Raw genomic sequence first — 23,239 nt, forward strand, 5'->3', positions numbered from 1 at the left:
TTTTTGATCGATTCGCCGCTTTCAAAATCTGCAGGGGCTGAAGTCAGCCAGAAATACATGACTACTTCAGACCATCCCTAACCCCTCTTCGCAATACCCAACCCGCGCTGGCCGCTGTGGCCATCAGCGCGGGTTTTGTTTTTCAGCCGCGCCACGTCCAAGCTCAGCCCTTAGCCAAACGCTTAACCAAGCCGTGCCTCCAAACAGCGCGCCCCAACCACGCCCACAAATAGCGCACCAAAGCAGTGCGCCACGCCAGCGCAACGTTCTGCCAATCAGCACCCACGCCCCCAACAGCCAACGCATCTGCGCCCAGCAAATCCGCATAAACCCTTATTTATCAATCATTTAGCAAAATGGCACGGCACCTGCATTATCCCTTGCATCCAGTCTTCGGATTGCCAACGGCGGTGATCGAGACGAACCGAATCCAGAGTCCCTGGCTTCACCCACGCGGCGTTTGTGCGCCGCTCGTGGTGAGTTCAGGCACAGCAAATACGTTTCGAACCTCGATATAGGGAGCTTCACCATGGGCAATTCCCCCGCCAAACCCACCGCGTCACGCCGTGGCTTTATCAAAACCACCCTCGCTGGGCTTTCCGCCGCCGCGCTGTTTAGCCTGAGCCTGCTACCGCAAGCCATTCACGCCGCCGAGCCTGAGAAAGACGAGTTAAAGCTCGGCTTTATCAAGCTCACCGACATGGCGCCTTTGGCCATCGCGTATGAGAAGGGCTACTTCGAAGACGAAGGCCTGTACGTCACCCTTGAAGCGCAAGCCAACTGGAAGGTGCTGCTGGATCGCGTGATCGATGGTGAGCTGGACGGCGCACACATGCTCGCTGGTCAGCCGCTGGGCGCAACCATTGGCTTTGGTACGCAAGCGGACATCATCACAGCGTTTTCGATGGACCTTAACGGCAACGGCATCACCGTCTCCAACGCCGTATGGGAAGAGATGAAAAAGCACGTGCCGATGGAAAACGGCAAGCCCGTGCACCCGATCAAAGCCGATGCCCTGAAGCCGGTGATCGAGCAATACAAGGCGCAGGGCAAGCCCTTCAACATGGGCATGGTGTTCCCCGTTTCTACCCACAACTACGAACTGCGTTATTGGCTGGCTGCCGGCGGCATCCACCCCGGCCTGTACGCGCCGCAAAAAGGCGACATCAGCGGCCAAATCGATGCCGACGCCCTGCTCTCGGTCACCCCGCCGCCGCAAATGCCCGCCACCATGGAAGCCGGCACCATTTACGGTTACTGCGTGGGTGAGCCATGGAACCAACAAGCCGTGTTCAAAGGCATTGGCGTGCCGGTGATTACGGACTACGAGATCTGGAAGAACAACCCCGAGAAAGTCTTTGGCGTGTCCAAGGCATGGGCGGAAAAATATCCAGAAACCCACAAGCGTTTGGTCAAAGCGATGATCCGCGCGGCCATGTGGCTGGATGAAAACAACAACGCCAACCGCGCCGAAGCGGTAGAGATTCTCAGCCAGCCCAATTATGTCGGTGCTGATGCCGAGGTGATCGCCAACTCAATGACCGGCACCTTTGAGTATGAAAAGGGCGACAAGCGTGAAGTCCCCGATTTCAACGTGTTCTTCCGCTATAACGCCACCTACCCCTTCTACTCCGACGCCATCTGGTATCTGACGCAAATGCGTCGCTGGGGCCAGATTGCTGAGGGCAAGAACGATGATTGGTACTTCGATATCGCGAAAAAAGTCTATCGCCCAGACATCTACCGCGAAGCAGCACAAGCGCTGATCGAAGACGGCCTCGCCAAGGCGGATGACTTCCCTGCAGCAGATGAAAGCGGCTTCAAGCCCGCCACCAATGAGTTCATTGACGGCGTGACTTACGACGGTCTTAAGCCCAATGACTACCTCAAGCAGTTCGCTATCGGCCTGAAAAGCCAATAAGCGCCATGCCACGCTGACTCGCTGCGGCGAGTCAGCCCCTCTTTCACAGACTCAGGAGATCAGCCATGAGCAACCTGTCTGTCGCCCAACGTATCAGCCAAACCCAAGTGGTGACGCCCATGCTAAAGAAGCTGGCTCCACAATTGATTTTGCCCATCGTAGGCATCTTGGTCTTTTTGCTCTGCTGGCACGTTTTAGCCGGCAAGGTCGACACCAGCTTGGGTAAATTCCCAGGTCCGGTGCAGGTGTATGAGCAGTTTAACGGCCTAGTCAAAGCCCACATCAAAGAGGGCGAAAAGGCCGAGGCGTTTTATGCCCGCCAAGAAAAGCGCAACGCCGCCAAACTGGCCAAAGACCCCGACGCCACGGTGAAAATTCGCCCCTATACCGGCAAGCCAACCTTTTTCAGCCAGATCATCACCAGCCTCTACACCGTGATGACCGGCTTCGCCATTGCCTCGCTGGTGGCCATTCCGCTGGGCATCGCCTGCGGTTTATCCACGCATATCTATAACGCCACCAACCCGCTGATTCAGGTGTTTAAGCCGGTATCACCGCTGGCGTGGTTGCCCTTGGTCACCATGCTGGTCAGCGCCTTGTACGTTAGCGATGACCCCCTGTTGTCCAAGTCGTTTCTCACCTCGGCCATCACGGTAGCGCTGTGCTGCTTGTGGCCCACGCTGGTCAACACCATTGTCGGTGTCGCAGGCCTGCCGCAAGACTTAAAGAACGTCAGCCGTGTGCTGCGCCTGTCACCGCTCACCCACGTGCGCCGCATCGTGATTCCAGCGTCCATTCCGATGATTTTCACCGGCCTGCGCCTGTCGCTGGCTACCGGTTGGATGGTGCTGATCGCCGCCGAAATGCTGGCGCAGAACCCGGGCCTGGGTAAGTTCATCTGGGATGAGTTCCAAAACGGCAGCTCGCAATCGCTCAGCCGCATCATGGTCGCCGTGATTGTCATCGGCTTAATCGGCTTTGCCCTCGACCGCTTGATGCTGCTGATCCAGCGCCAAGTGAGCTGGGACAAGAGCGCCGTACTTCGTTAATCACCACGCAGGAGAGCCATCATGAGCCATACCCATCACTTAGAACTGTCCGGCGTGGGCATCAGCTTCCCCACCGACAAAGGCCTGTTCTGCGCCTTGCAGAACGTCAACCTTAAAATCAAAAAAGGCGAATTCGTCTCCCTGATCGGCCACTCGGGCTGTGGCAAATCGACGGTGATGAACATTGTCGCCGGCTTATACCAAGCCAGCACCGGCGGGGTGATTCTCGACGGCAAAGAAGTCAACGAGCCCGGTCCAGAGCGCGCCGTGGTGTTCCAAAACCACTCGCTGCTACCGTGGCTAAGCTGCTACCAGAATGTTGAACTGGCGGTGCAGCAAGTGTTTGCCGGCAAGAAAAGCAAACGCGAAATGCGCGAATGGATCGAGCACAACCTCGAACTGGTGCACATGAGCCACGCCCTCGACAAACGCCCAGATGAAATCTCCGGCGGTATGAAGCAGCGCGTTGGCATCGCCCGCGCACTAGCCATGCAGCCCAAAGTCTTGCTGATGGATGAGCCCTTCGGCGCGCTGGACGCCCTCACCCGCGCACACTTGCAAGACTCGCTGATGGAGATTCACGCCACCCTCGGCAACACCGTGATCATGATCACCCACGATGTCGATGAGGCCGTGCTGCTGTCTGACCGTATCGTGATGATGAGCAACGGCCCCGCCGCCAGCATTGGCCAAGTGCTCGATGTGCCGCTATCACGCCCGCGTGACCGCTTAGCCTTGGCCGAAGATCCGGCCTACAACAAATGCCGTCAGCAAGTGTTGCAGTTCCTCTACCAGCGCCAGCAACGCCCAGCGGCTTAACTGGCCACCGGCAACAGCAAAAAGGCAGCCCACAAGCTGCCTTTTTGCATTCCCACGCGGTGGCTAGTCGGTAGAACAACAGCGGAGAAGAGCAAGACGCTTTGACGAGCCGAACCTAATCCAACACGCCGCTCATGACCTTTAAGTAAACAATAAGAGTCAATTAGGTTTGCTAGAATCTCGCTGAAAACATCCACAACAAGAAACCCAGACCATGCGCGCCTTCGATCTCAACTTGCTGCGTGTTTTTGACGCTGTCATGACGTGCGGCTCGGTCACCCAAGCCGCCGAGCAGCTGGGCATGACCGCCCCCGCCATCAGCCAAGCCCTTAGCCGGTTGCAAGAACATATTGATGAAAGCCTGTTTGTGCGGCATGGCCGTGGCATTGCCCCCACCGCCACCGCGCAAGCCCTGCATGAGCACGTTCAGGGTGCGCTACAAACCCTCGAACGCGGGATTGAATTCAACGCCCAGTTCAACCCCGCTGACAGCAGCCGACACTTTCGCATTGCCAGCCATGCCGACATCGATTCGCGCCTGATCGGCCCCCTGCAAAGCATCATCAGTGCGGAAGCGCCCTACGTGACCATCGAATGGGTGAACGACAAACTCATGGATGATGAGCGCCACAATGCGCTGCGCATGCGCGCGGTGGACCTCGCCCTAACCTCCACCCCGTTTGAGACCACCGGCTTTCACGATGAACTGTTGTTTAAAGATGAGTTGATCGTCGCCTGTCGCGAAAGCCATCCACGGATCGGCAAAAAGATCGGCTATGAACAGTTCTTTAGCGAGCCGCACACCATCTGGAGCAGTCGGCGTCATAACACGTGGCTACTGAACTCGCTCACCGATCAGAATCTGCCACCGCGCCGCGTAGCCTACGAATGTGACTCAATGAGCACGCTGCTACTGCTCACCAGCTTGAACGACTGGCTATGCGTGACCTCCCGCTGGCATTACCAATACTTCGGCAAGGCCTTGGCGCTGCGCCCATTTGAGCTGCCTTGGCCAACGCGGCCGATTCCGGTGTATCTCAGCTGGCACACCGGCCGCCACCACGAGCCCGCTTTACAATGGCTGCGCGGCGTTCTCACGCGGGCCTCACAAATCGCTATTCGCGACGCCGAGCGCGCCAACGCACAAAACGCTTAACTCCCTCTTATCCCTCCTCGCCCCCATCGCCAAGCCAGTCGCGCTCAAAGCAACAGCGCGGCTGGCTGGACGGCGCACAAACACAACTGGCGTTCTCAGCAGAAAACCTTACACTGCCCCCTTTTCCGCTATTGAACCGGAGATACACCGAGATGTTACAACGTACCCTGTCATGGGCTGCGGGCGTCGCCCTATGCCTGTCTTCCAGCTTTACCCTGGCCGCCGACACGCTGCATGTGTCCGCCATTCCTGACGAAGCCCCGACCGAACTGTTGCGCAAATTCGAGCCGCTAGGCGCTTACCTTGAGCAGCAACTGGGCATGTCAGTCAAGTTCACCCCAGTGACCGATTACGCCGGCGTCGTCGAAGCCTTGGCTACCGACCGGGTTGATCTGGCTTGGCTGGGCGGTTTCACCTTTGTGCAAGCACGCCTTAAAACCGGCAACGCCATCCCCTTGGTACAGCGTGAGCAAGACGCGCAGTTCACCAGCAAGTTCATCACCAGCAACCCCGATGTGCACAGCGTGGCCGACCTCAAAGGCAAGACCTTTGCTTTTGGCTCACCGTCATCGACCTCGGGACACTTGATGCCACGCTACTTCATGCAACAAGAGCAACAAGTACCGGAGCAGTTGTTCAGCCGCATTGCCTTCTCTGGCGCGCATGACGCCACGGCGGCGTGGGTACAAGCCGGCAAGGTTGATGGCGGCGTACTCAATGCCTCCGTCTGGGAAAAACTGGTCAGCACCGGCAAGGTCGATACCAGCAAGGTGCGCGTGTTCGCCACCACCTCGCCCTACTATGACTACAACTGGACCGTGCGCGGCAACCTAGACCCAGCCTTGGTTGAAAAGATCAAAGCGGCTTTCCTTGCGCTCGACCCAGCCAACCCCGCGCACAAGGCGATTCTCGACCTACAAGCGGCCAGCCGTTTCATCGAGACCAAGCCTGAGAACTACGCAGGCATCGAGGCCGCTGCACGCAGCGCCAACCTGCTGCAATAAGCCATGCAACTGCAACTGTCTGGCGTGGGCTTTACCCACGCCGACGGTCATGTCGCGTTGCGCGAGCTGCATCTTCAAGTCGCGCAAGGCGAGCAGATCGCCATTATCGGCCCTTCTGGCGCAGGCAAAACCAGTCTGCTGCGCCTGCTCGGCTGTCAAATCAAACCCAGCCTTGGCCAGTTTCAGCTCGGCACGCAACAACCGTGGCAGCACAGCCCGCGGGCACTGCGCGCCCTGCGCAGCCGCATTGGCTTGATCCACCAACAACCACCGCTGCCGCCCAAACAACGGGTGATCACCGCCGTGCTGGCCGGTCGCCTTGGGCAATGGTCGTTGCTGCACAGCCTGCGAAACCTGCTCAGCCCGCAAGATCGGCAAGGCGCAGAAACCGCTTTGGCACGCCTGGATTTGGCCGACAAGCTGTTCCAGCGCTGCGACCAGCTTTCCGGCGGTCAGTTGCAACGTGTCGGCATTGCTCGCGTGCTGTACCAACAGGCCGAACTCATGCTCGCTGACGAGCCGGTATCAGCCATGGACCCGCACTTAGCCCAACACACACTGCGCAGCCTGTGTGCGGCAGCGGCAGAACAAGGCAGCACGCTGCTCGCCAGTTTGCACACGGTTGATCTGGCGCTGGCTTTATTCCCGCGCATCATTGGCTTGCGCGACGGGCGTATTCAGTTCGACTTGCCGGCGCAGGCGGTTAGCCCTGAACAACTCAGCGCCCTGTATGCCAACGAACGCCTCGCCAGCCCCGCAAGCACCGCGCTCAATCCACTGCGCATTGCCCGCTGCTGAGATGAACACGCCACGCGATCCCGCCAGCCTGCCGCGCCTATTGATCAGCATGGTCGCCTTGCTGCTGCTCTGGCCTGGCCTAACCCTGAGCGAATTCAACCCAGGCGTCTGGTTTGCCGCAGATAACCGCGCCACCATCGCGGGCTTTCTCGCCGATTTTTGGCCGCTGGCTCACGATGCCGATTTTTTGCGCCTGGTCGCCCGCGCCACCTTAGAAACCCTAGCCATGGCCACCGCCGGCACCGCCTTGGCCTTTTTAATCGGCCTGCCACTGGCCTTGATCGTCACCCAAGCGCTGTCGCGACGTCAGTTCAGCGGCGCGCGCACCAGTGCTGGCAGTTTTATCCGTGCGCCGCTGCGTTTACTGCTGGTGATTTTGCGTAGCGTGCCGGAAATCGTCTGGGCGTTGCTGTTTGTCCGCGCCGTGGGCCTTGGCCCTACCGCCGGCGTACTGGCGATCGCCCTCAGCTACGGTGGCATGCTGGGCAAGGTCTACGCCGAGATCTTTGAGTCAGTCGATGCCAAACCCGCCCGCGCCTTACTGGCAGCCGGTAGCTCGCGCCTGCAAGCCTTTGGCTATGGAGTACTGCCCAGCGCCGCGCCGGAGTTGGTGTCGTACAGCGTGTATCGCTGGGAGTGTGCGCTGCGCGCCTCGGTGGTGATGGGTATCGTCGGCGCCGGCGGCCTCGGGCAGCAAGTCGAACTGTCGCTGCGTTTATTTGCCGGTGCCGAAGTGGCCAGCCTGCTACTGGCCTTTGTGCTTTTGGTGGCATTGGCGGACGGTTTAAGCCGCCTACTGCGCAAGGCGCTGCTGACATGAATCGTCGTCAACTGATCGCCATCAGCGGCTTGTTGGTTGCGGTCATCGCCGCCTTCGCTTATCTACAGCTGAATCTTGCTGAGCTGAGCAGCGCCCGCACCGCAACCCTATTGGCTGACTACCTCGCGCGTTTTTGGCCCATTAACCTCGGTGCAGCGTATTGGCACCAGCTGGGCCACGCCACCCTAGAAACCCTCGCGATGTCAGCGGTGGGTACTTTAGCCGCCGCCCTATTGGCCGCCGTAATCGCCTTGCCAGCGGCGGGCAAGCTTGGCCCCTTGGCTTACCTCATCGCTCGCGGCGGACTTAACCTGCTGCGCGCCATCCCTGAACTGGTGTGGGCGTTATTGATGGTGTTAGCCGCAGGGCTTGGCCCTAACGCTGGCACCTTGGCCTTAATGCTGCACACCACCGGCGTGTTAGGTCGCTTGTTTGCCGAGGCACTGGAGAACACCCCGACGACACCCGCGCAGGCTTTACGCCATAGCGGCAGCAGTGCAACGCAAGCGTTTCTTTACGGCACGCTGCCCAACCTATGGCCACAGTGGTTGGCCTACAGCTTGTATCGCTGGGAAAACAACATTCGCATGGCCAGCGTATTGGGCTTTGTCGGCGCCGGCGGCTTAGGGCAAATGCTCTATGTCAGTTTGAGTTTGTTCCAAGAAGCCAACGCCGCCAGCGTGATGCTGTGCATGCTGGCCTTGGTGGTGGCCGTGGATAGTTTCAGTCGCGTATTGCGCCTGCGCTGGGTGATCGCCTAGCTACACCTAAGCAGGCCTAAACTGGTCTAAGCAGGCCTAAGCGGGTCTAAGCAGGCCTAAGCGGGTCTAAGCGGGTCTAAGCGGGCAGCGAACCAGTCTTACTCAAACTCTTGCAAGTTCACCGACTCTGCCCAACCGGTCGCGCCCAGTTGCTGACGGATATCCTCAAACACCAAGTCATATTCATCATGAAATAACATGACCGGCCCTTGTTGCGGGTGCATGCCGTATTTCTTTAAAACGCGACTGACTTCATGGGCAAAGTTGTAGGCATTGTCTTTCAGTAAAAAGAACGCCTCATCCACCGGCTGACCAGCCACGTTGCCGGTTAACGCAAACTGCATCCCGACGTGGCCTTGCGCATCGTTGTCGCGGTGATAATTCAGGTTTAACTCAAACGCGGGACGCTCGCCGATGGCGGCTAATGCACGGTGTAAATGTCCAGATTTAAACATCGCTCTACCCTCGTCATTATGCGTTGGCAAAGTGTAGCGCTACTGCTTGGCGTTATCCGTACGCTGCTGCACTAACACCCAAGGTGCCAAGACCACGGCCCAGAGATTGTCCGGATCTTGCGCCTGCCACAGCTGCGCTTGGTCATCATCCAAGCGCATCACCAAGCCGGCTTGCATCCACGCACTGACTTCGCTGCCACGATCTTCAGCAATCGCTTCGGCCACGGCGACTAAATCGAGCTGCGCCGCTACCCACAGTAACTGCCCACGGGCAAAGAATGGCATCAACTCAGCCCAGCTTATGCGGGCGGTTTCTGCCAGCAGATTGGTGTAAAGCGTGCTAAGTTCTTCAGTCATGTATCGGCTCCTACGGCAAGTGGCGGTCATGATAGTCACTTGCGTCGGCCGAACAAGGTTAAGTGTGCAACCGTCGAGCAGACAGCCCGCGCAAAACGCCGCCTGAATATAAGTTTTTTATAAGCAGGCGACACTCGCAAGCTGGCCATCTGCCAATCGCTAGGCAGCCCGCTACCGCCTCCATAAACTGTTCCGGTACAGTTATGGGGTAGCGCCGGGCCACCGGCCAACGAAGGTTGTACTTCGACCAAAATAAAAACGAATCACACAACTAATAACGAGTGGAGCACGCATGAAAGCGACCAAACTGTCCAAGCTGTTTGCCGCCATCGCCCTGGCTGGCGTTGCCGCCCAAGGCTACGCCGCCGACACCATCAAAGTCGCCTTGGCCGGCCCTGTTACTGGCCCAGTAGCGCAATACGGTGAAATGCAGTTCGTTGGCGCCAAGATGGCCATCGAGCAAATCAACAAAGCAGGCGGCGTTAACGGCCAAATGCTGGAAGGCGTAATTTACGACGACGCTTGCGAACCCAAGCAAGCCGTGGCCGTAGCCAACAAGATCGTCAACGATGGCGTGTCTTACGTGGTCGGCCACCTGTGCTCAAGCTCCACTCAGCCTGCTTCGGACATTTACGAAGACGAAGGCATCCTGATGATCACTGCGGCGTCTACCAGCCCAGACATCACCACCCGTGGCTACCAGTTGGTGTTCCGCACCATCGGTCTGGACAGCCTGCAAGGCCCCACCGCTGGCAACTACATTGCCAACAGCGTGAAGCCTAAAGTCATGGCCGTTATCCATGACAAGCAGCAGTACGGCGAAGGTATTGCTACCGCGGTTAAACAAACCGTTGAAGCGGCAGGCGTCAAAGTTGCCCTGTTTGAAGGCATCAACGCCGGCGACAAGGACTTCTCTGCCCTGATCGCCAAGCTGAAGAAAGAAGGCGTCGACTTCGTTTACTACGGTGGCTACCACCCAGAGCTGGGCCTGATCCTGCGTCAATCGGAAGAAAAAGGTCTGAGCGCCAAGTTCATGGGCCCAGAAGGCGTGGGTAACAAGGAAATTTCTGCAATCGCCGGTGGCGCCTCAGAAAACCTGCTGGTCACCCTGCCCAAGTCTTTCGACCAAGACCCAAAGAACGCCGCACTGGTTGAAGCGTTCAAGGCCAATGGCGACGACCCAACTGGCCCGTTCGTGTTCCCAGCCTACGCGGCAGTACAAGTCATGGCTGAAAGCATGACCAAAGCCAACAGCACTGACACCGACAAAGTCGCGGCTGCCCTGCGCGCCAACAGCTTTGCAACCCCTACCGGCACTCTGGCCTTTGACGAAAAAGGCGACCTGAAGGACTTCTCCTTCGTGGTTTATCAGTGGCACGCCGATGGCACCAAGACTGCTCTGACCGAGTAATCTAAGCCGTCCAACAAAGCCCACTGCCATTGCGCAGTGGGCTTTGTTTTAGTCCGAACCCAAAACGACTGGGTTAGTTCAGGCCTGATACAGGCCATTAACGAACCACCTCTGGTTCACTGGGAGTTGCACACCAGCTGCAACGTATCGCCGCGGCACGGACACTGCGTGCGAACAACCTGATGCGGGGCTTCCCCGAGGTTAAGCGAGATGCTCGAGCACTATCATTACCTACAACAGCTGATCAATGGCCTGACCATTGGCAGCACCTACGCCCTTATCGCCATTGGTTACACCATGGTTTACGGCATCATCGGCATGATCAACTTCGCCCACGGCGAGGTGTACATGATCGGCTCATACGTGGCCTTTATCGTGATCGCCGGCATGACCATGTTCGGCCTCGACAGCGTGCCCCTGCTGGTCACCTGCGCCTTTGCTGCCGCGATCATCGTCACCAGCGCCTACGGCTACAGTATTGAACGCGTCGCCTATCGCCCACTGCGCGGCAGCAACCGTCTGATTCCGCTGATTTCGGCCATTGGCATGTCGATCTTCCTGCAAAACGAGATGCTTCTCGCGCAAGGCTCCAAAGACATGGCCATCCCCAGCCTGATCAAAGGCAACGTGGTGATCGGTGCTGACGAGGCCACCGGCGTGGTGATCTCCTACATGCAGATCATGATTTTCGTCGTCACCTTCTTGTGCATGGCCGGTCTTACCGCCTTTATTTCCCGCTCACGTCTGGGCCGCGCCTGCCGCGCCTGCGCCGAAGACTTGAAGATGGCCAACCTGCTGGGCATCAACACCAACGGCATCATCGCCCTGACCTTCGTCATTGGTGCGGTGCTGGCGGCGGTGGCCTCGGTACTGCTGGGCATTCAATACGGCGTGGTCAATCCCCACTTAGGCTTCTTGGCCGGCATTAAAGCCTTTACCGCAGCAGTACTGGGCGGCATTGGCAGCATTCCCGGCGCCATGCTCGGCGGTTTACTGCTCGGCATTTCAGAGGCCTTTGGCGCGGACTTGTTCGGCGATCAATACAAGGATGTGGTCGCCTTCAGCTTGTTAGTTCTGGTGTTGTTGTTCCGTCCGACCGGCATTCTCGGCCGTCCGGAGGTTGAAAAAGTATGATTGCGAAAAACTTCAAATACGCCTTCTTTAGCGCCTTGCTGGTTGTGGCGCTGGCCTTTCCGGTACTCAGTCTGCGTCTAACCCTCGACGGCATCACCTTGGTGGTGACCGGTGCCGACGCCAAGGTGCAGTGGACGATTGCCGCCTGCGCCATCGGCATTTTCGTTTGGCAATTGCTGCGCGACCAACTCGCCAGCTTGATTCCCAAGCGAAACGGCCCGCTGATGCCCGAAGGTGTCAGTAACTTCATGACCCTGCCTACTACGCAGCGCTGGGGCTTGATTGCGCTGATTATCATCGGCCTGATCTGGCCGTTCTTCGCCAGCCGTGGCGCGGTTGACTTGGCCACCCTAGTGCTAATCTACGTGATGCTGGGCCTTGGCCTGAACATCGTGGTCGGTCTCGCGGGCCTGCTCGACTTGGGCTATGTCGGCTTTTACGCCGTCGGTGCCTACACCTACGCCATGCTCAGCGAATACGCCGGCTTCGGTTTCTGGACGGCCCTGCCGATCGCCGGTCTGATGGCGGCATTGTTTGGCTACTTGCTCGGTTTCCCGGTATTGCGCTTACGCGGTGACTACCTCGCCATCGTCACGCTGGGCTTTGGTGAAATCATCCGCATCATGCTGCGCAACCTGACCGAGTACACCGGCGGGCCTAACGGCATCAGCGGCATCGACAAGCCCACCCTGTTTGGCCTGACCTTCGAGCGCCGCGCCGCGGAAGGCATGCAAACCTTCCACGAATACTTTGGCATGGCCTACAACTCGGTGAACAAGGTGATCTTCCTTTACCTGATCGCCCTGTTGCTGGTACTGGCGACCCTGTTCGTGATCAACCGCTTGCTGCGCATGCCCATTGGCCGCGCGTGGGAAGCTTTGCGCGAAGATGAAATCGCCTGCCGCGCACTCGGCATGAACCCCACCACCATCAAGCTTTCGGCCTTCACCCTAGGCGCCAGCTTTGCAGGCTTTGCCGGCTGCTTCTTTGCCGCCCGCCAAGGCTTGGTCACGCCGGAGTCGTTCACCTTTATCGAGTCGGCAATCATCCTCGCCATCGTGGTGTTGGGTGGTATGGGCTCGCAACTGGGGGTAATTCTCGCCGCCGTGGTGATGATTCTATTGCCGGAAATGGCCCGTGAGTTCAACGAATACCGCATGTTGATGTTCGGTGCCTTGATGGTACTGATGATGATCTGGCGTCCGCAGGGCTTGTTACCCATGCAGCGCCCACATTTGGAGTTGAAACCATGAGCCGCCCGATTCTAGAAGTCAGCGGGCTGACCATGCGCTTCGGCGGTCTGCTGGCCGTCAACAATGTCGCCCTGAGCGTACAGCCCAAACAAGTGGTCTCGATCATTGGCCCTAACGGTGCCGGCAAGACCACCGTGTTTAACTGTTTAACCGGTTTTTATCAGCCTACCAGCGGCGTGATCCTGCTCGACGACGAGCCGGTGCACCAGTTGGCCGGCCATGAAATCGCCCGCAAAGGCGTGGTGCGCACGTTCCAAAACGTCCGCCTGTTTAAAGAAATGACCGCCGTAGAAAACCTGCTGGTAGCGCAACACCGTCACCTCAATACCAGCTTCTTGGGCGGCCTGTTTAAGACCCCCAACTTCCGACGCAGCGAAAAAGCCGCGATGGAATATGCCGCGCACTGGCTCAACGAGGTCAACCTGACCGACGTCGCCAATCGGCCGGCCGGCACGCTGGCTTACGGCCAACAGCGCCGCTTAGAAATCGCCCGCTGCATGATGACCCGCCCGCGCTTGTTGATGCTTGACGAGCCCGCCGCAGGCCTCAACCCGCGTGAAACCGATGACCTCAAAGCCCTGATCGCCCTACTGCGTGACGAGCACGATGTCACCGTGATGCTGATTGAACACGACATGAAACTGGTCATGAGCATTTCTGACCACATCTACGTGATCAACCAAGGCACCCCGCTGGCCGACGGCACCCCCGATGAGATCCGCCAAAATCCGGCGGTGATCAAAGCGTATCTGGGCGAGGAGTAAGGCATGCTGCTGGAATTCAACCAAGTTTCGACGTTCTACGGCAAAGTGCAGGCCCTGCACGATGTCAGCATCAAGGTCGACAAAGGCGAAATCGTCACCCTGATTGGCGCCAACGGCGCGGGTAAATCCACCCTGCTAATGACCCTGTGTGGCGACCCGCGCGCCACCAGCGGCAGCATTGTGTACAACGGCGAAGACATTACCCAACTCAGCACCGCTGAGATCATGCGTAAAGACATTGCGGTGGTTCCCGAAGGCCGGCGCATCTTTGCCCGCCTAACCGTGGAAGAAAACCTCGCCATGGGCGGCTTCTTCACCGCCAAAGCGGATTTTGACGCCACCTTAGCCCACGTACTCGAGCTGTTCCCGCGCTTGCAAGAGCGTTACGACCAGCGCGGCGGCACCATGTCCGGCGGTGAGCAACAAATGCTCGCCATTGCCCGCGCCCTGATGAGCAAACCCAAGCTGCTGCTGCTCGATGAGCCGTCACTGGGCTTGGCGCCGATCATCATCCAGCAGATTTTCGACACCATCGAAAAGCTGCGCGGCGAAGGCATGACCATTTTCTTGGTCGAGCAAAACGCCAACCAAGCGCTCAAGCTGGCTGATCGTGGCTACGTGCTGGAAAACGGCCGTATCGTCATGGAAGACACCGGCGACGCCTTGCTGGTCAACGAAGACGTACGCAAAGCCTACCTCGGCGGCTAAACCGACCAAGGCACAACAAAAAGCCCCGCTAAAATCGCGGGGCTTTTTGTTGCTGACTCGCTTAAAAGCTTAAGCGGTAACGCAAACTGTAGTGTTCCACGCCGTCGTTTGGATCTTTAATGCCGGCATTGGAGTAGTGATAGATACGCAGGCCCACATCATGGCCTTCACCAAAGCGCAGGCCGACGCCTAAACGATCTTCAAACTGGAAGCTTGAGCCCAGCTTCTGCTCTTCCAGCCGGGTGTCAGCAAAGGCAGCGACACCAATACCCGCTTCGACATAGGGTCGCAGCGACTCACCCGCAAACTCGTACAACAACACAGGGCTAAACGACAGCGTGTGGTTGCTGCTGGCGTCATCACCATCCCAATAGGTGTAACCCAAGTCCCAGTAGCCGCCTAAATGCCCTGTGTCGCTCTGATACCACTGAGTGGCGAAATCAAATTGCGTGCCGAGGCGCACCGTGGTGGTCGACTCACTGCTGTTACCCACTTCAAACGACACATCCGCCGCTTGCACCAGCCCCGCCGCTAACATCCCCAAGCTTAATAGCAATGCTTTGCGTCGCATGACCCTCTCCTTGTTTTGACTGATTGGCCTACTCGAAAGTATAGGCCGACTCACCCCCTTGTCAGCCATGACCCGCGTCAATCTGACCGTTTACACCGGTAGTTTGGCCACATCCCCTGCCGCACCCCATAACACCGGCAGCACGCTTTGCATGGCATCCGGCGGTGCGCTATTCCAAAACCGCACCGCAGGCGTGCCTTCGCCCGCTAGGCGTGCTTGCTCTGCGAGCGCCCGTGCCACCTGCCGTGCCACGGCTGCGCCGGTGTCGATTAACTGCACTTCAGGCGGAATTAACTGCGCCAGCAACGGGCGAATAAACGGGTAATGGGTACAACCCAAAATCAAGGTATCGCAACCGGCGGCCAGCAACGGTGTTGTGAAGGCGGTGAGCAACTCAGCGGTGCGCGCGCTGGACAGCTCCCCCGCTTCAATCTGCTCGACCAAGCCCGGGCAGGGTTGGGTATGCACTTCGATATGTTGTGCAAAGCGATCTAACAGGGCGGCGAACTTGGCACTTTTTAGCGTGCCGGTGGTAGCCAACACACCGACCTTGCCACTGCGCGTGGCCAATGCTGCCGGCTTGACCGCAGGCTCCATACCGATAATCGGCACCTGCGGGTACTGCTCCCGCAAGGTGGCAACGGCCGCAGCGGTCGCTGTGTTGCAAGCCACCACTAAAGCTTTAGCGCCTTGTGCGAGTAAAAAAGCGCTGATCGCTTGGCAACGCTGCACGATGAACTCCGGCGTCTTTTCGCCGTAGGGCACGTGCTGCGAATCGGCCACGTACAGCAGCGATTCATACGGCAAAGCTTGGCGAATTTCACGCAGCACCGACAAGCCGCCGACGCCGGAGTCAAATACCCCAATCGGGGCATTAGGCACGGCTTTGCCCCTCGTCAGGTGCCGGCGCAGCGCACACACGACAGGCCGGATCGCGGCGCACTTTTAATTCACGAAACTGACTGGCCAAGGCATCAAACAACAGTAAGCGACCAACCAAGGTCTGACCAAACTCGGCCAGTAGTTTGAGGGTCTCTAATGCCTGCAAGCTGCCGATGGTGCCGACCACAGGGCCAAGCACGCCGGCTTCCGAGCAAGTGAGTTGTTCGTCACTACCGTGGCCGTACAAGCAGTGGTAGCAAGGGCTTTCATCGCGGCGCGAATCAAACACGCTGAGCTGCCCTTCTAAACGAATCGCCGCACCCGAAACCAACGGTTTACGCGCCTGCACACAGGCCGCGTTGATCGCCTCGCGGATACTGAAGTTATCCGTGCAATCCACCACCACATCCACCGTGCTTACGGCCGCCAGCAAACTGTCAGCATCCAAACCCCGGGCATGCTCGACACAGCGCACTTGCGGATTAAGACCGGCAATGCGCGCCACCGCCGAGGCCACTTTGGACTGGCCCAGCGACGCACTATCGTGCAGCACTTGGCGCTGCAGATTGGTCAAATCGACGCTATCGAAATCAGCCAAGTGCAACTCGCCGACGCCCGCGGCGGCCAAATACAGCGCCACCGGCGAGCCCAGCCCGCCCAAGCCGACAATCAACACGCGGCCTTTGGCCAAGCGCAGCTGACCGTCGATATCGACTTGTTTGAGTAAAATTTGCCGGCTGTAGCGCAGCAGGTCGTCGTCACTTAATTGCATGCGGTGTATTGCCCCAAACTGACGCGGGCGTGGCCGCCCAAATCCATCTCGCTGCGCACGCCTGTAAAGCCTTGCTCACTGAGCAGCGCGCACACTGCTTGAGCTTGATCCCAGCCGTGCTCCAACAATAACCAACCACCGGGTTTAAGCCACGCGGGCGCTTGCTTGATGATGTGTTGCAAATCAGCCAAGCCATCCGCGGCGGCGACTAAGGCCGAGCGCGGCTCAAAGCGCACGTCGCCCAGCGCCAAATGCGGGTCGCTCTCGGCGATATACGGCGGATTACTGACGATCAGGTCAAAGCGACTGGCCGGTGCCAACGCGCTAAACCAATCACTGTGGCGAAAAGACGCATTGCCTAAGCCATTACGCTGCGCATTACGCGCGGCCAAGGCCACCGCCTCGGGCACACGATCAAGTCCCAGCACTTGCCACTGCGGGCGCTCTTTGGCTAACGCCAAAGCAATCGCGCCGGTGCCCGTGCCTAAGTCCAGCGCTTGCGTGCTGCTTGGTAAGGCCAGCGTTAAGGCGGTTTCGACCAACACTTCGGTATCGGGGCGCGGTATCAGCGTGTGTACCGCCACTTCCAGATCCAGACTCCAAAAGCCTTGCGAGCCCAGCAAGTACGCCACCGGCTCGCCCTGCTGGCGTCGCGCCAGTAGCGCGGCAAACGCAGCGGCTTGCGCATCGTCTAGCGTCTGCTCGGGCCAGGTGCGCAGGTAAGTCCGGGTTTTGCCCAGCACTGCTGCCAGTAGCAGCTCGGCATCCAGCGCGGCGCTGTCTGAATCCGGCAGGTGAACCGCTGCTAAGGCTTGCGCAATGCTGGTCATGCTCAATCGCCCAACGCTGCGAGCTGATCGGCTTGGTATTCCTGCAACAAGGGATCGAGCACCGCATCAACGCCACCGGCAACGATGTCATCCAAGCTATACAAGGTCAGGTTGATGCGATGATCGGTGACGCGTCCTTGCGGGTAGTTGTAAGTGCGAATGCGTTCGGAGCGATCGCCGGAGCCCACCAGCAAGCGACGGGTTTCCGACTGCTCGCGTGCCGCCGCATCGGTTTGCTGCGTTTGCAGGCGCGAGGCCAGCAATGACATGGCCTTGGCGCGGTTTTTATGTTGTGAACGCTCTTCCTGACACTCCACCACGAGGCCCGAGGGAAGGTGCACAATGCGGATCGCCGACTCGGTTTTGTTCACGTGCTGACCACCCGCCCCTGAGGCACGGTAGGTATCGACGCGCAAATCCGCAGGGTTAATCTCCACCGCAGCCGCTTCATCCAGCTCAGGCATCACCGCCACCGTGCAGGCCGAGGTATGCACCCGCCCTTGCGATTCGGTGGCCGGCACGCGTTGCACACGGTGTGCGCCGGACTCAAATTTGAGGCGGCCATACACGCCATCGCCGGTGATCATGCTGATCACCTCTTTATAGCCGCCGTGCTCACCGATGTTTTCCGACAGCACCTCAACGCGCCAGCCTTGGCGCTCGGCGTAACGCGAATACATGCGGAACAAATCACCGGCAAAAATCGCCGCCTCATCACCGCCAGTACCGGCGCGCACTTCCAAAAAGGCACTGCGACTGTCATTGGGGTCGCGCGGCAGCAGCATCTTTTGCAGGTCGCTTTCTAGGCTCTGCAGGAGCTGATCGCAGCGTTCGATTTCTTCTTCGGCCATCGCCCGCAAGTCGGCGTCGCTGTCTTTGCTCAGCACTTGCGCCTCGGCCTTGTCGGCCTGCGCCGCACGGAAAGCGTTATAAGCCTGCACCACAGGCTCAAGCTCGGCGTACTCTTTGGCGTATTCACGAAAGCGGTTTTGGTCGCTGATGATCTCGCCGTCGGCCATCAGCGCCGACAACTCTTCAAAGCGCTCGACCAGCGCGTCTAACTTATTCAGCAGGGAGGCTTTCATAGCGTCTCAAGACAGGGAATCGGGGGTGTTCAGCGCCAGTATGTCTTGCGCGAGGGCCAAGGCATCGTGCCGGCCGGCGGCTGAGAGTTTCTTTAATTGCACGCTGGGCGCATGCAGCAACTTGTTGGTTAAGCCGCGCGCCAGTTGTTGCAAGGCTTGCTCCGGCGGCGTGCCGTTAGCCAGCAAACGCAGGGCCCGTGCGAGCTCTTCATCACGCTGAGCTTCGGCTTGCGCACGGTAACTGCGCACCACATCCACCGCCGACAGTGCGCGCAATTGCAACATAAAGTCGCTAACACACTGGGCAACCAACTCTTCGGCGGCTTGCGCGGCTTGCTGGCGGCTTTTAAGGTTCTCGTTGATCACCTCTTGCAGGTCATCGACGCTATATAAGTACACATCATCCAGCTCGCCAACTTGCGGCTCAATATCGCGCGGCACGGCGATATCCACCATGAAGATGGGGCGGTGTTTGCGTTTTTTCAGCGCGCTTTCCACCATGCCCTTGCCCAAAATCGGCAATTGACTGGCGGTGGAGCTGATCACAATGTCACTGGCGATGAGCTCTTGCGGAATCTCCGACAGCAAGACCGCGTGCGCGCCAAACTGCTCGGCCAACGCTCTGGCGCGCTCTAAGGTGCGGTTCGCCACCACAATGCGCTTGATGCCTTGCTCATGCAGGTGCCGTGCGACCAAGGTGATAGTTTCACCGGCGCCGATCAGCAGCGCTTGGCTGTTGCGCAAATCGCTAAAAATTTGCTTCGACAAACTGACCGCAGCAAAAGCCACCGAGACGGGGTTCTCCCCAATCGCCGTGCTGCTGCGCACTTGCTTGGCCGCGTTGAAGGTCGACTGGAATAGGCGCCCGAGCATTGGGCCGACGGTACCGGCCTCACGCGCGACCGCAAACGCGGATTTCATCTGCCCCAGAATTTGCGGCTCACCCAAGACCATGGAGTCCAGCCCGCAGGCCACGCGCATCATGTGCTGCACGGCTTGCTCTGCGGGATGGGCGTAAATACAGGCTTGCAAATCAAGCAAGGGCACGCGGTGGTAATCCGCCAACCACGCCAGCAAAGCCGAAGCCTGCGCGTCTGCGTGCTCCAGATACAGCTCGGTGCGATTACAGGTGGATAAAATCGCCACTTCGCGCGTGCCGGTTTCGGCACAAAACCGCTGCTGCGCCTCAACCATGCGCTCAGGCACGAAAGCCACGCGTTCGCGAATCGCCACCGAAGCGGTTTTATGATTGATGCCGAGGGCAAGAAATCCCATGGGAGGCAACTGCGCACCTACTACTAAGAAGCCGCCATTTTCCCCGTTAAGCCCGCTGCCGACAACCACCTCAGCATGACGAGGGTCAATCTGCTGCAAGGTAGGCGGCAGGAAGGGCTGGCTTGTGTCATCATGCAAGCATCACTAAGGACAGCGTGCCCCGCCGCATCATGAACAAACCCCTTGCCCTCGCGTTGAGTTTTTTAGCCCTTCAAGGCTGCCAAACATTTTCTGCACTCACCACGCCTGAGCCTGCGGCTGTGAGCACCCCTGCCGAGGTTGCCGCAACGCCTGAAAAGCATTATCGCAATTTTGAGCGCGACACCCTGTACGCCCTGTTAGTGGCGGAACTCGCCGGCCAACGCAATCGTTTTGACATTGCCTTGGGTAATTACGTGCAACAAGCGCATTTAACCCAAGATGCCGGCGTCGCCGAGCGCGCTTATCACATCGCCGATTACTTGGGCGCCAGCCAGGCCGCCCTCGACAGCGCAGAAATCTGGGTCAAACAAGCCCCCGAGAGCATCGCCGCGCAGCGCGCAGCAGCCATCCAACTTGCGCGAGCCGGCAAGCTCGACGCCTCGCTAGTGCACATGGAGAAAGTGCTGCAGGGCCAAGGTAAAACCCACTTTGACTTTCTCGCTCTCTCCGCGGCTGAAACCGACAGTGAAACGCGCCAAGCCCTGCTAAAAAGCTTTGATCGTCTGCTCGAGAAATACCCAGACAACAATCAACTGGTGTTTGCCAAGGCGCTGCTGCTGCATCAAGAAGGCGACAAACAGCAAGCTCTCGCCTTGCTTGAAAGCCAGCCCAGCCAACAACAAGACACCTCCGCCATTGTCTTGCGCGCGCAGCTGCTTAACGAACAAAAGCGCAGCAAAGCCGCCCGCAAGCTGTTGGCCGAAGCCGTTACTGACAAACCCGACAACAAGCGTTTACGTCTGACGTACGCGCGCTTGCTGATCGAACAAGGCAAGGAAGACGCCGCACGGGACGAGTTTGTCACCCTCGTGGAATTGCACCCGGCCGACAATGACCTGATTTTGTCGCTGGGCCTGCTCGAGCTCCAACTCAACAACTTGGAGGCCGCCCGCGAACAACTGAATATTCTGCTCAACCGTGGTGAGCACTTAGATGTTGCCCACTTCAACCTAGGCAACATTGCCAGCGAGCAAAAAGATAATGACGCGGCCATCGAGCACTTCAGCCAAGTGCAGCCCGGCAACGAATACCTACCCGCACAAATGCGCCTTGCTAACTTGCTACTGGCCAGCGGCCGTTACCAAGAAGCCCAAGGCATCCTGTCGCAAGCGCGCGCCGCGCAGCCCGATTACGCCATCCAGCTGTACTTGATTGAGGCTGAAGGCCTCGCCGAGCACAACCAAGTTGAGCAAGCTTGGGCAGTAATGGCGGCGGCTCTGAGCGAGAACCCAGACGATCTCGACCTGATCTACACCCGCGCCATGCTGGCAGAAAAACGCGGCGACCTTGATCAACTGGAGCGAGATCTACGCTTGATTATCGAGCGCGAGCCCAACAACGCCATGGCCCTCAACGCTCTCGGCTACACGCTGGCCGACCGCACCACGCGCTACCAAGAAGCACTCGAGCTAATCCAAGCAGCTCATACCCTCAACAGCAGCGACCCCGCTATCGTCGACAGCTTGGGCTGGGTGCACTATCGCCTCGGCCAACTGGACGAAGCCGAACGTCTACTGCGCCAAGCCTATGCCGAGTTTCCGGATCACGAAGTCGCCGCCCACCTTGGCGAAGTGCTCTGGCAACAAGGCAAGCGCGACGAAGCTCAGCGCATTTGGCAAGAAGCCCTCAAAGACAAGCCGGCCAGCCCGTTGCTGCAAGAAACCATGCAACGCCTACAGCAGACCGCCCACTAAGAAGCCCGTGATCATGCCCTTGAAACACCTAGGCCTCGCCTTCAGCCTGCTTTTGCTCGCCGCATGCGCCACGCAAACCCCACAAGAAACCCTGCAAGGCGATGCTGATCCTGCCCGCTGGCAGGCCCACCGCAGCCAAATCAGTCAAATCAATGCTTGGCAAATCAGCGGCAAACTCGGCGTACGCACCCCGCAAGACTCAGGCAGCGCCACCCTGTTTTGGCTGCAACGCAACGACTACTTCGACATCCGCCTCGCCGGCCCCCTCGGCCAAGGTGCCGCACGCTTACACGGCCACCAAGGCAAAGTCAGTCTTGATCTGGCGAACCACGGCCAATTTCAAGCCGAATCCCCCGAAGCCTTGCTGGAAGAACGCCTAGGCTGGCGTCTGCCGGTATCTCACTTATTGTGGTGGGTGCGTGGCCTGCCCGCGCCAGATAGCGCGAGCACACTCAGCTTGGATGGCAACAGCCGCTTGCAGCAACTGCAACAAGACGGTTGGACCATTGAGTACCGCCGCTATCACAGCACCACGCTGGGCGATCTACCCGAACGCATCACCTTAAGCGGGCACAACCTCAACATCACGGTGATCGTCAAAGACTGGCAACCTCGCTTACTCGGCCGCTAACCCTATGCTCAACAGCCTCACCCTGCCCGCCCCGGCCAAGCTCAATTTATTTCTGCATATCTTGGGCCGCCGCGACAATGGCTATCACGATCTGCAAACCCTGTTTCAGTTTCTCGATTACGCCGACGAACTCAGTTTCAGCCTGCGCCAAGACGGCGTTATTAAGCTGCACGACAACGTGGCCGGCGTAGCACACGACGACAACCTCATCGTCAAAGCCGCCAAAGCCCTGCAGGCCCACAGCCACACCTCGCTCGGCGCCGACATCACCCTCAGCAAACGCTTGCCCATGGGCGGCGGTATTGGCGGCGGCAGTTCCAATGCGGCCACCACCCTGCTGGGCTTAAACGCGCTATGGCAAACCCGATGCGACGAAGATCAACTGGCCGCACTCGGCCTTGCTCTTGGCGCTGATGTACCTGTGTTTGTGCGCGGCCACGCGGCCTTTGCCGAAGGTGTCGGCGAGCGTCTGAGCCCCGTCACACTGGCCGAGCCTTGGTTTGTCGTCGCGGTTCCGCAAGTGCATGTAAGTACTAAAGAAATTTTCTGTGATGAGCGGTTGACACGTAACACCCCCGCCATTACATTAGCGGCCGCTCAAACGCTGGGGGGTCATAATGATTGCCAACCAGTGGTTGAGCAGCGTTACGAGGAAGTCCGTAACGCACTGATGCAGCTGGACAAATTTGCTTCAGCCAAGCTGACAGGCACAGGCGCTTGTTGTTTCGCAAGCTTTGCAAGCCAAGCAGAAGCTGATAAAGTTTCGCGCTTACTTCAACCTGACCTGCACACCTTTGTCGCCAAAGGCAGCAACGTCTCGATGTTGCACCGAACGCTACAAACGTTGCATCAGAAGTAAACAATGCCAAGAAGGCATTGCGTGATATA

Annotated in this window: 24 protein-coding genes; 16 read left to right on the forward strand and 8 right to left on the reverse strand. The window is 58.6% G+C overall.

The features are described from left to right. Positions 1-529 precede the first annotated feature (529 nt). The 8 genes from MKI83_RS10035 to phnE all read left to right on the forward strand — a co-directional run bounded on the left by MKI83_RS10035 (position 530) and on the right by phnE (position 8,328). A complete protein-coding gene (locus tag MKI83_RS10035) occupies positions 530-1,921 on the forward strand; it encodes a CmpA/NrtA family ABC transporter substrate-binding protein (RefSeq protein ID WP_241585386.1) in 1,392 nt (463 codons plus the stop codon). A gap of 65 nt (positions 1,922-1,986) precedes the next feature. Next, positions 1,987-2,970, forward strand: coding sequence for an ABC transporter permease (locus MKI83_RS10040; RefSeq protein WP_241585388.1), 984 nt, complete (start codon positions 1,987-1,989; stop codon positions 2,968-2,970). A gap of 21 nt (positions 2,971-2,991) precedes the next feature. Beyond that, complete coding sequence (locus MKI83_RS10045) at positions 2,992-3,789, forward strand: ABC transporter ATP-binding protein (RefSeq protein WP_241585389.1); 798 nt, start codon at positions 2,992-2,994, stop codon at positions 3,787-3,789. A gap of 214 nt (positions 3,790-4,003) precedes the next feature. Continuing rightward, positions 4,004-4,945 carry a LysR substrate-binding domain-containing protein gene (locus tag MKI83_RS10050; RefSeq protein ID WP_241585390.1) on the forward strand — a complete coding sequence of 314 codons (942 nt, stop codon included), beginning with the start codon at positions 4,004-4,006 and terminating at the stop codon, positions 4,943-4,945. Between the two features lie 152 nt (positions 4,946-5,097). Beyond that, positions 5,098-5,949 carry a putative selenate ABC transporter substrate-binding protein gene (locus tag MKI83_RS10055; protein ID WP_241585391.1) on the forward strand — a complete coding sequence of 284 codons (852 nt, stop codon included), beginning with the start codon at positions 5,098-5,100 and terminating at the stop codon, positions 5,947-5,949. 3 nt (positions 5,950-5,952) lie between these two features. Further along, entirely contained in the window at positions 5,953-6,747 is a 795-nt protein-coding gene (locus tag MKI83_RS10060) for a phosphonate ABC transporter ATP-binding protein (RefSeq protein WP_241585392.1), read from the forward strand. Between the two features lies 1 nt (position 6,748). Further along, positions 6,749-7,567 carry a PhnE/PtxC family ABC transporter permease gene (locus MKI83_RS10065; RefSeq protein WP_241585393.1) on the forward strand — a complete coding sequence of 273 codons (819 nt, stop codon included), beginning with the start codon at positions 6,749-6,751 and terminating at the stop codon, positions 7,565-7,567. Then, on the forward strand, positions 7,564-8,328 hold the full coding sequence (gene phnE / locus MKI83_RS10070) for a phosphonate ABC transporter, permease protein PhnE (RefSeq protein ID WP_241585394.1): 765 nt from the start codon (positions 7,564-7,566) through the stop codon (positions 8,326-8,328). The genes MKI83_RS10065 and phnE overlap by 4 nt, the downstream gene beginning before the upstream one ends. 98 nt (positions 8,329-8,426) lie before the next feature. On the opposite strand, the gene MKI83_RS10075 is transcribed toward phnE, so the two are convergent. Together MKI83_RS10075 and MKI83_RS10080 are read right to left on the reverse strand one after the other, a co-directional pair. Next, positions 8,427-8,783 (reverse strand): DUF5064 family protein, encoded by a 357-nt coding sequence (locus tag MKI83_RS10075; protein WP_241585396.1) that lies wholly within the window; start codon positions 8,781-8,783, stop codon positions 8,427-8,429. Positions 8,784-8,822: 39 nt separating this feature from the next. Beyond that, entirely contained in the window at positions 8,823-9,140 is a 318-nt protein-coding gene (locus MKI83_RS10080; RefSeq protein ID WP_241585398.1) for a DUF2288 domain-containing protein, read from the reverse strand. Positions 9,141-9,432: 292 nt separating this feature from the next. On the opposite strand from MKI83_RS10080, the gene MKI83_RS10085 reads away from it, so the two are divergent. The 5 genes from MKI83_RS10085 to MKI83_RS10105 all read left to right on the forward strand — a co-directional run bounded on the left by MKI83_RS10085 (position 9,433) and on the right by MKI83_RS10105 (position 14,410). After that, entirely contained in the window at positions 9,433-10,551 is a 1,119-nt protein-coding gene (locus MKI83_RS10085) for a branched-chain amino acid ABC transporter substrate-binding protein (protein WP_241585400.1), read from the forward strand. Positions 10,552-10,761: 210 nt separating this feature from the next. Next, positions 10,762-11,685: a high-affinity branched-chain amino acid ABC transporter permease LivH gene (gene livH / locus MKI83_RS10090; RefSeq protein ID WP_241585402.1), complete on the forward strand. Its 924-nt coding sequence runs from the start codon at positions 10,762-10,764 to the stop codon at positions 11,683-11,685. Beyond that, on the forward strand, positions 11,682-12,938 hold the full coding sequence (locus MKI83_RS10095) for a high-affinity branched-chain amino acid ABC transporter permease LivM (protein WP_245399732.1): 1,257 nt from the start codon (positions 11,682-11,684) through the stop codon (positions 12,936-12,938). Before livH ends, MKI83_RS10095 begins: the two co-directional genes overlap by 4 nt. Then, positions 12,935-13,702 (forward strand): high-affinity branched-chain amino acid ABC transporter ATP-binding protein LivG, encoded by a 768-nt coding sequence (gene livG, locus MKI83_RS10100; protein ID WP_241585403.1) that lies wholly within the window; start codon positions 12,935-12,937, stop codon positions 13,700-13,702. Before MKI83_RS10095 ends, livG begins: the two co-directional genes overlap by 4 nt. Before the next feature lie 6 nt (positions 13,703-13,708). Then, positions 13,709-14,410, forward strand: a complete 702-nt coding sequence (locus tag MKI83_RS10105; protein ID WP_241586255.1) for an ATP-binding cassette domain-containing protein — start codon at positions 13,709-13,711, stop codon at positions 14,408-14,410. A gap of 61 nt (positions 14,411-14,471) precedes the next feature. Here MKI83_RS10105 and MKI83_RS10110 read toward each other — a convergent pair whose 3' ends face one another. From MKI83_RS10110 to hemA, 6 genes are all read right to left on the reverse strand, one after another. After that, the gene (locus MKI83_RS10110; RefSeq protein WP_241585404.1) at positions 14,472-14,981 is read right to left on the reverse strand and encodes an acyloxyacyl hydrolase; all 510 of its coding nucleotides are present in this window, start codon (positions 14,979-14,981) and stop codon (positions 14,472-14,474) included. 90 nt (positions 14,982-15,071) lie between these two features. Then, positions 15,072-15,863 (reverse strand): glutamate racemase, encoded by a 792-nt coding sequence (gene murI / locus MKI83_RS10115; RefSeq protein WP_241585405.1) that lies wholly within the window; start codon positions 15,861-15,863, stop codon positions 15,072-15,074. After that, entirely contained in the window at positions 15,856-16,635 is a 780-nt protein-coding gene (locus tag MKI83_RS10120) for a molybdopterin-synthase adenylyltransferase MoeB (protein WP_241585406.1), read from the reverse strand. Before MKI83_RS10120 ends, murI begins: the two co-directional genes overlap by 8 nt. Continuing rightward, a complete protein-coding gene (gene prmC / locus MKI83_RS10125) occupies positions 16,626-17,465 on the reverse strand; it encodes a peptide chain release factor N(5)-glutamine methyltransferase (protein WP_241585407.1) in 840 nt (279 codons plus the stop codon). The genes MKI83_RS10120 and prmC overlap by 10 nt, the downstream gene beginning before the upstream one ends. 2 nt (positions 17,466-17,467) lie before the next feature. After that, positions 17,468-18,550, reverse strand: coding sequence for a peptide chain release factor 1 (gene prfA / locus MKI83_RS10130; RefSeq protein ID WP_241585408.1), 1,083 nt, complete (start codon positions 18,548-18,550; stop codon positions 17,468-17,470). Between the two features lie 6 nt (positions 18,551-18,556). Next, entirely contained in the window at positions 18,557-19,825 is a 1,269-nt protein-coding gene (gene hemA, locus MKI83_RS10135; protein ID WP_241585410.1) for a glutamyl-tRNA reductase, read from the reverse strand. Between the two features lie 170 nt (positions 19,826-19,995). Here hemA and MKI83_RS10140 point away from each other — a divergent pair, with 170 nt between their 5' ends. The 3 genes from MKI83_RS10140 to ispE are packed head-to-tail and all read left to right on the forward strand — an operon-like array spanning position 19,996 to position 23,210. Then, positions 19,996-21,720 carry a tetratricopeptide repeat protein gene (locus MKI83_RS10140; RefSeq protein ID WP_241585412.1) on the forward strand — a complete coding sequence of 575 codons (1,725 nt, stop codon included), beginning with the start codon at positions 19,996-19,998 and terminating at the stop codon, positions 21,718-21,720. A 13-nt stretch (positions 21,721-21,733) separates the two neighbouring features. Next, positions 21,734-22,351, forward strand: a complete 618-nt coding sequence (gene lolB / locus MKI83_RS10145) for a lipoprotein insertase outer membrane protein LolB (RefSeq protein ID WP_241585416.1) — start codon at positions 21,734-21,736, stop codon at positions 22,349-22,351. A gap of 4 nt (positions 22,352-22,355) precedes the next feature. Then, positions 22,356-23,210: a 4-(cytidine 5'-diphospho)-2-C-methyl-D-erythritol kinase gene (gene ispE / locus MKI83_RS10150; RefSeq protein WP_241585422.1), complete on the forward strand. Its 855-nt coding sequence runs from the start codon at positions 22,356-22,358 to the stop codon at positions 23,208-23,210. Positions 23,211-23,239 lie beyond the last annotated feature (29 nt).

Origin of the sequence: Atopomonas sediminilitoris (assembly GCF_022601735.1) — a bacterium.
GTDB lineage: Bacteria > Pseudomonadota > Gammaproteobacteria > Pseudomonadales > Pseudomonadaceae > Atopomonas > Atopomonas sediminilitoris.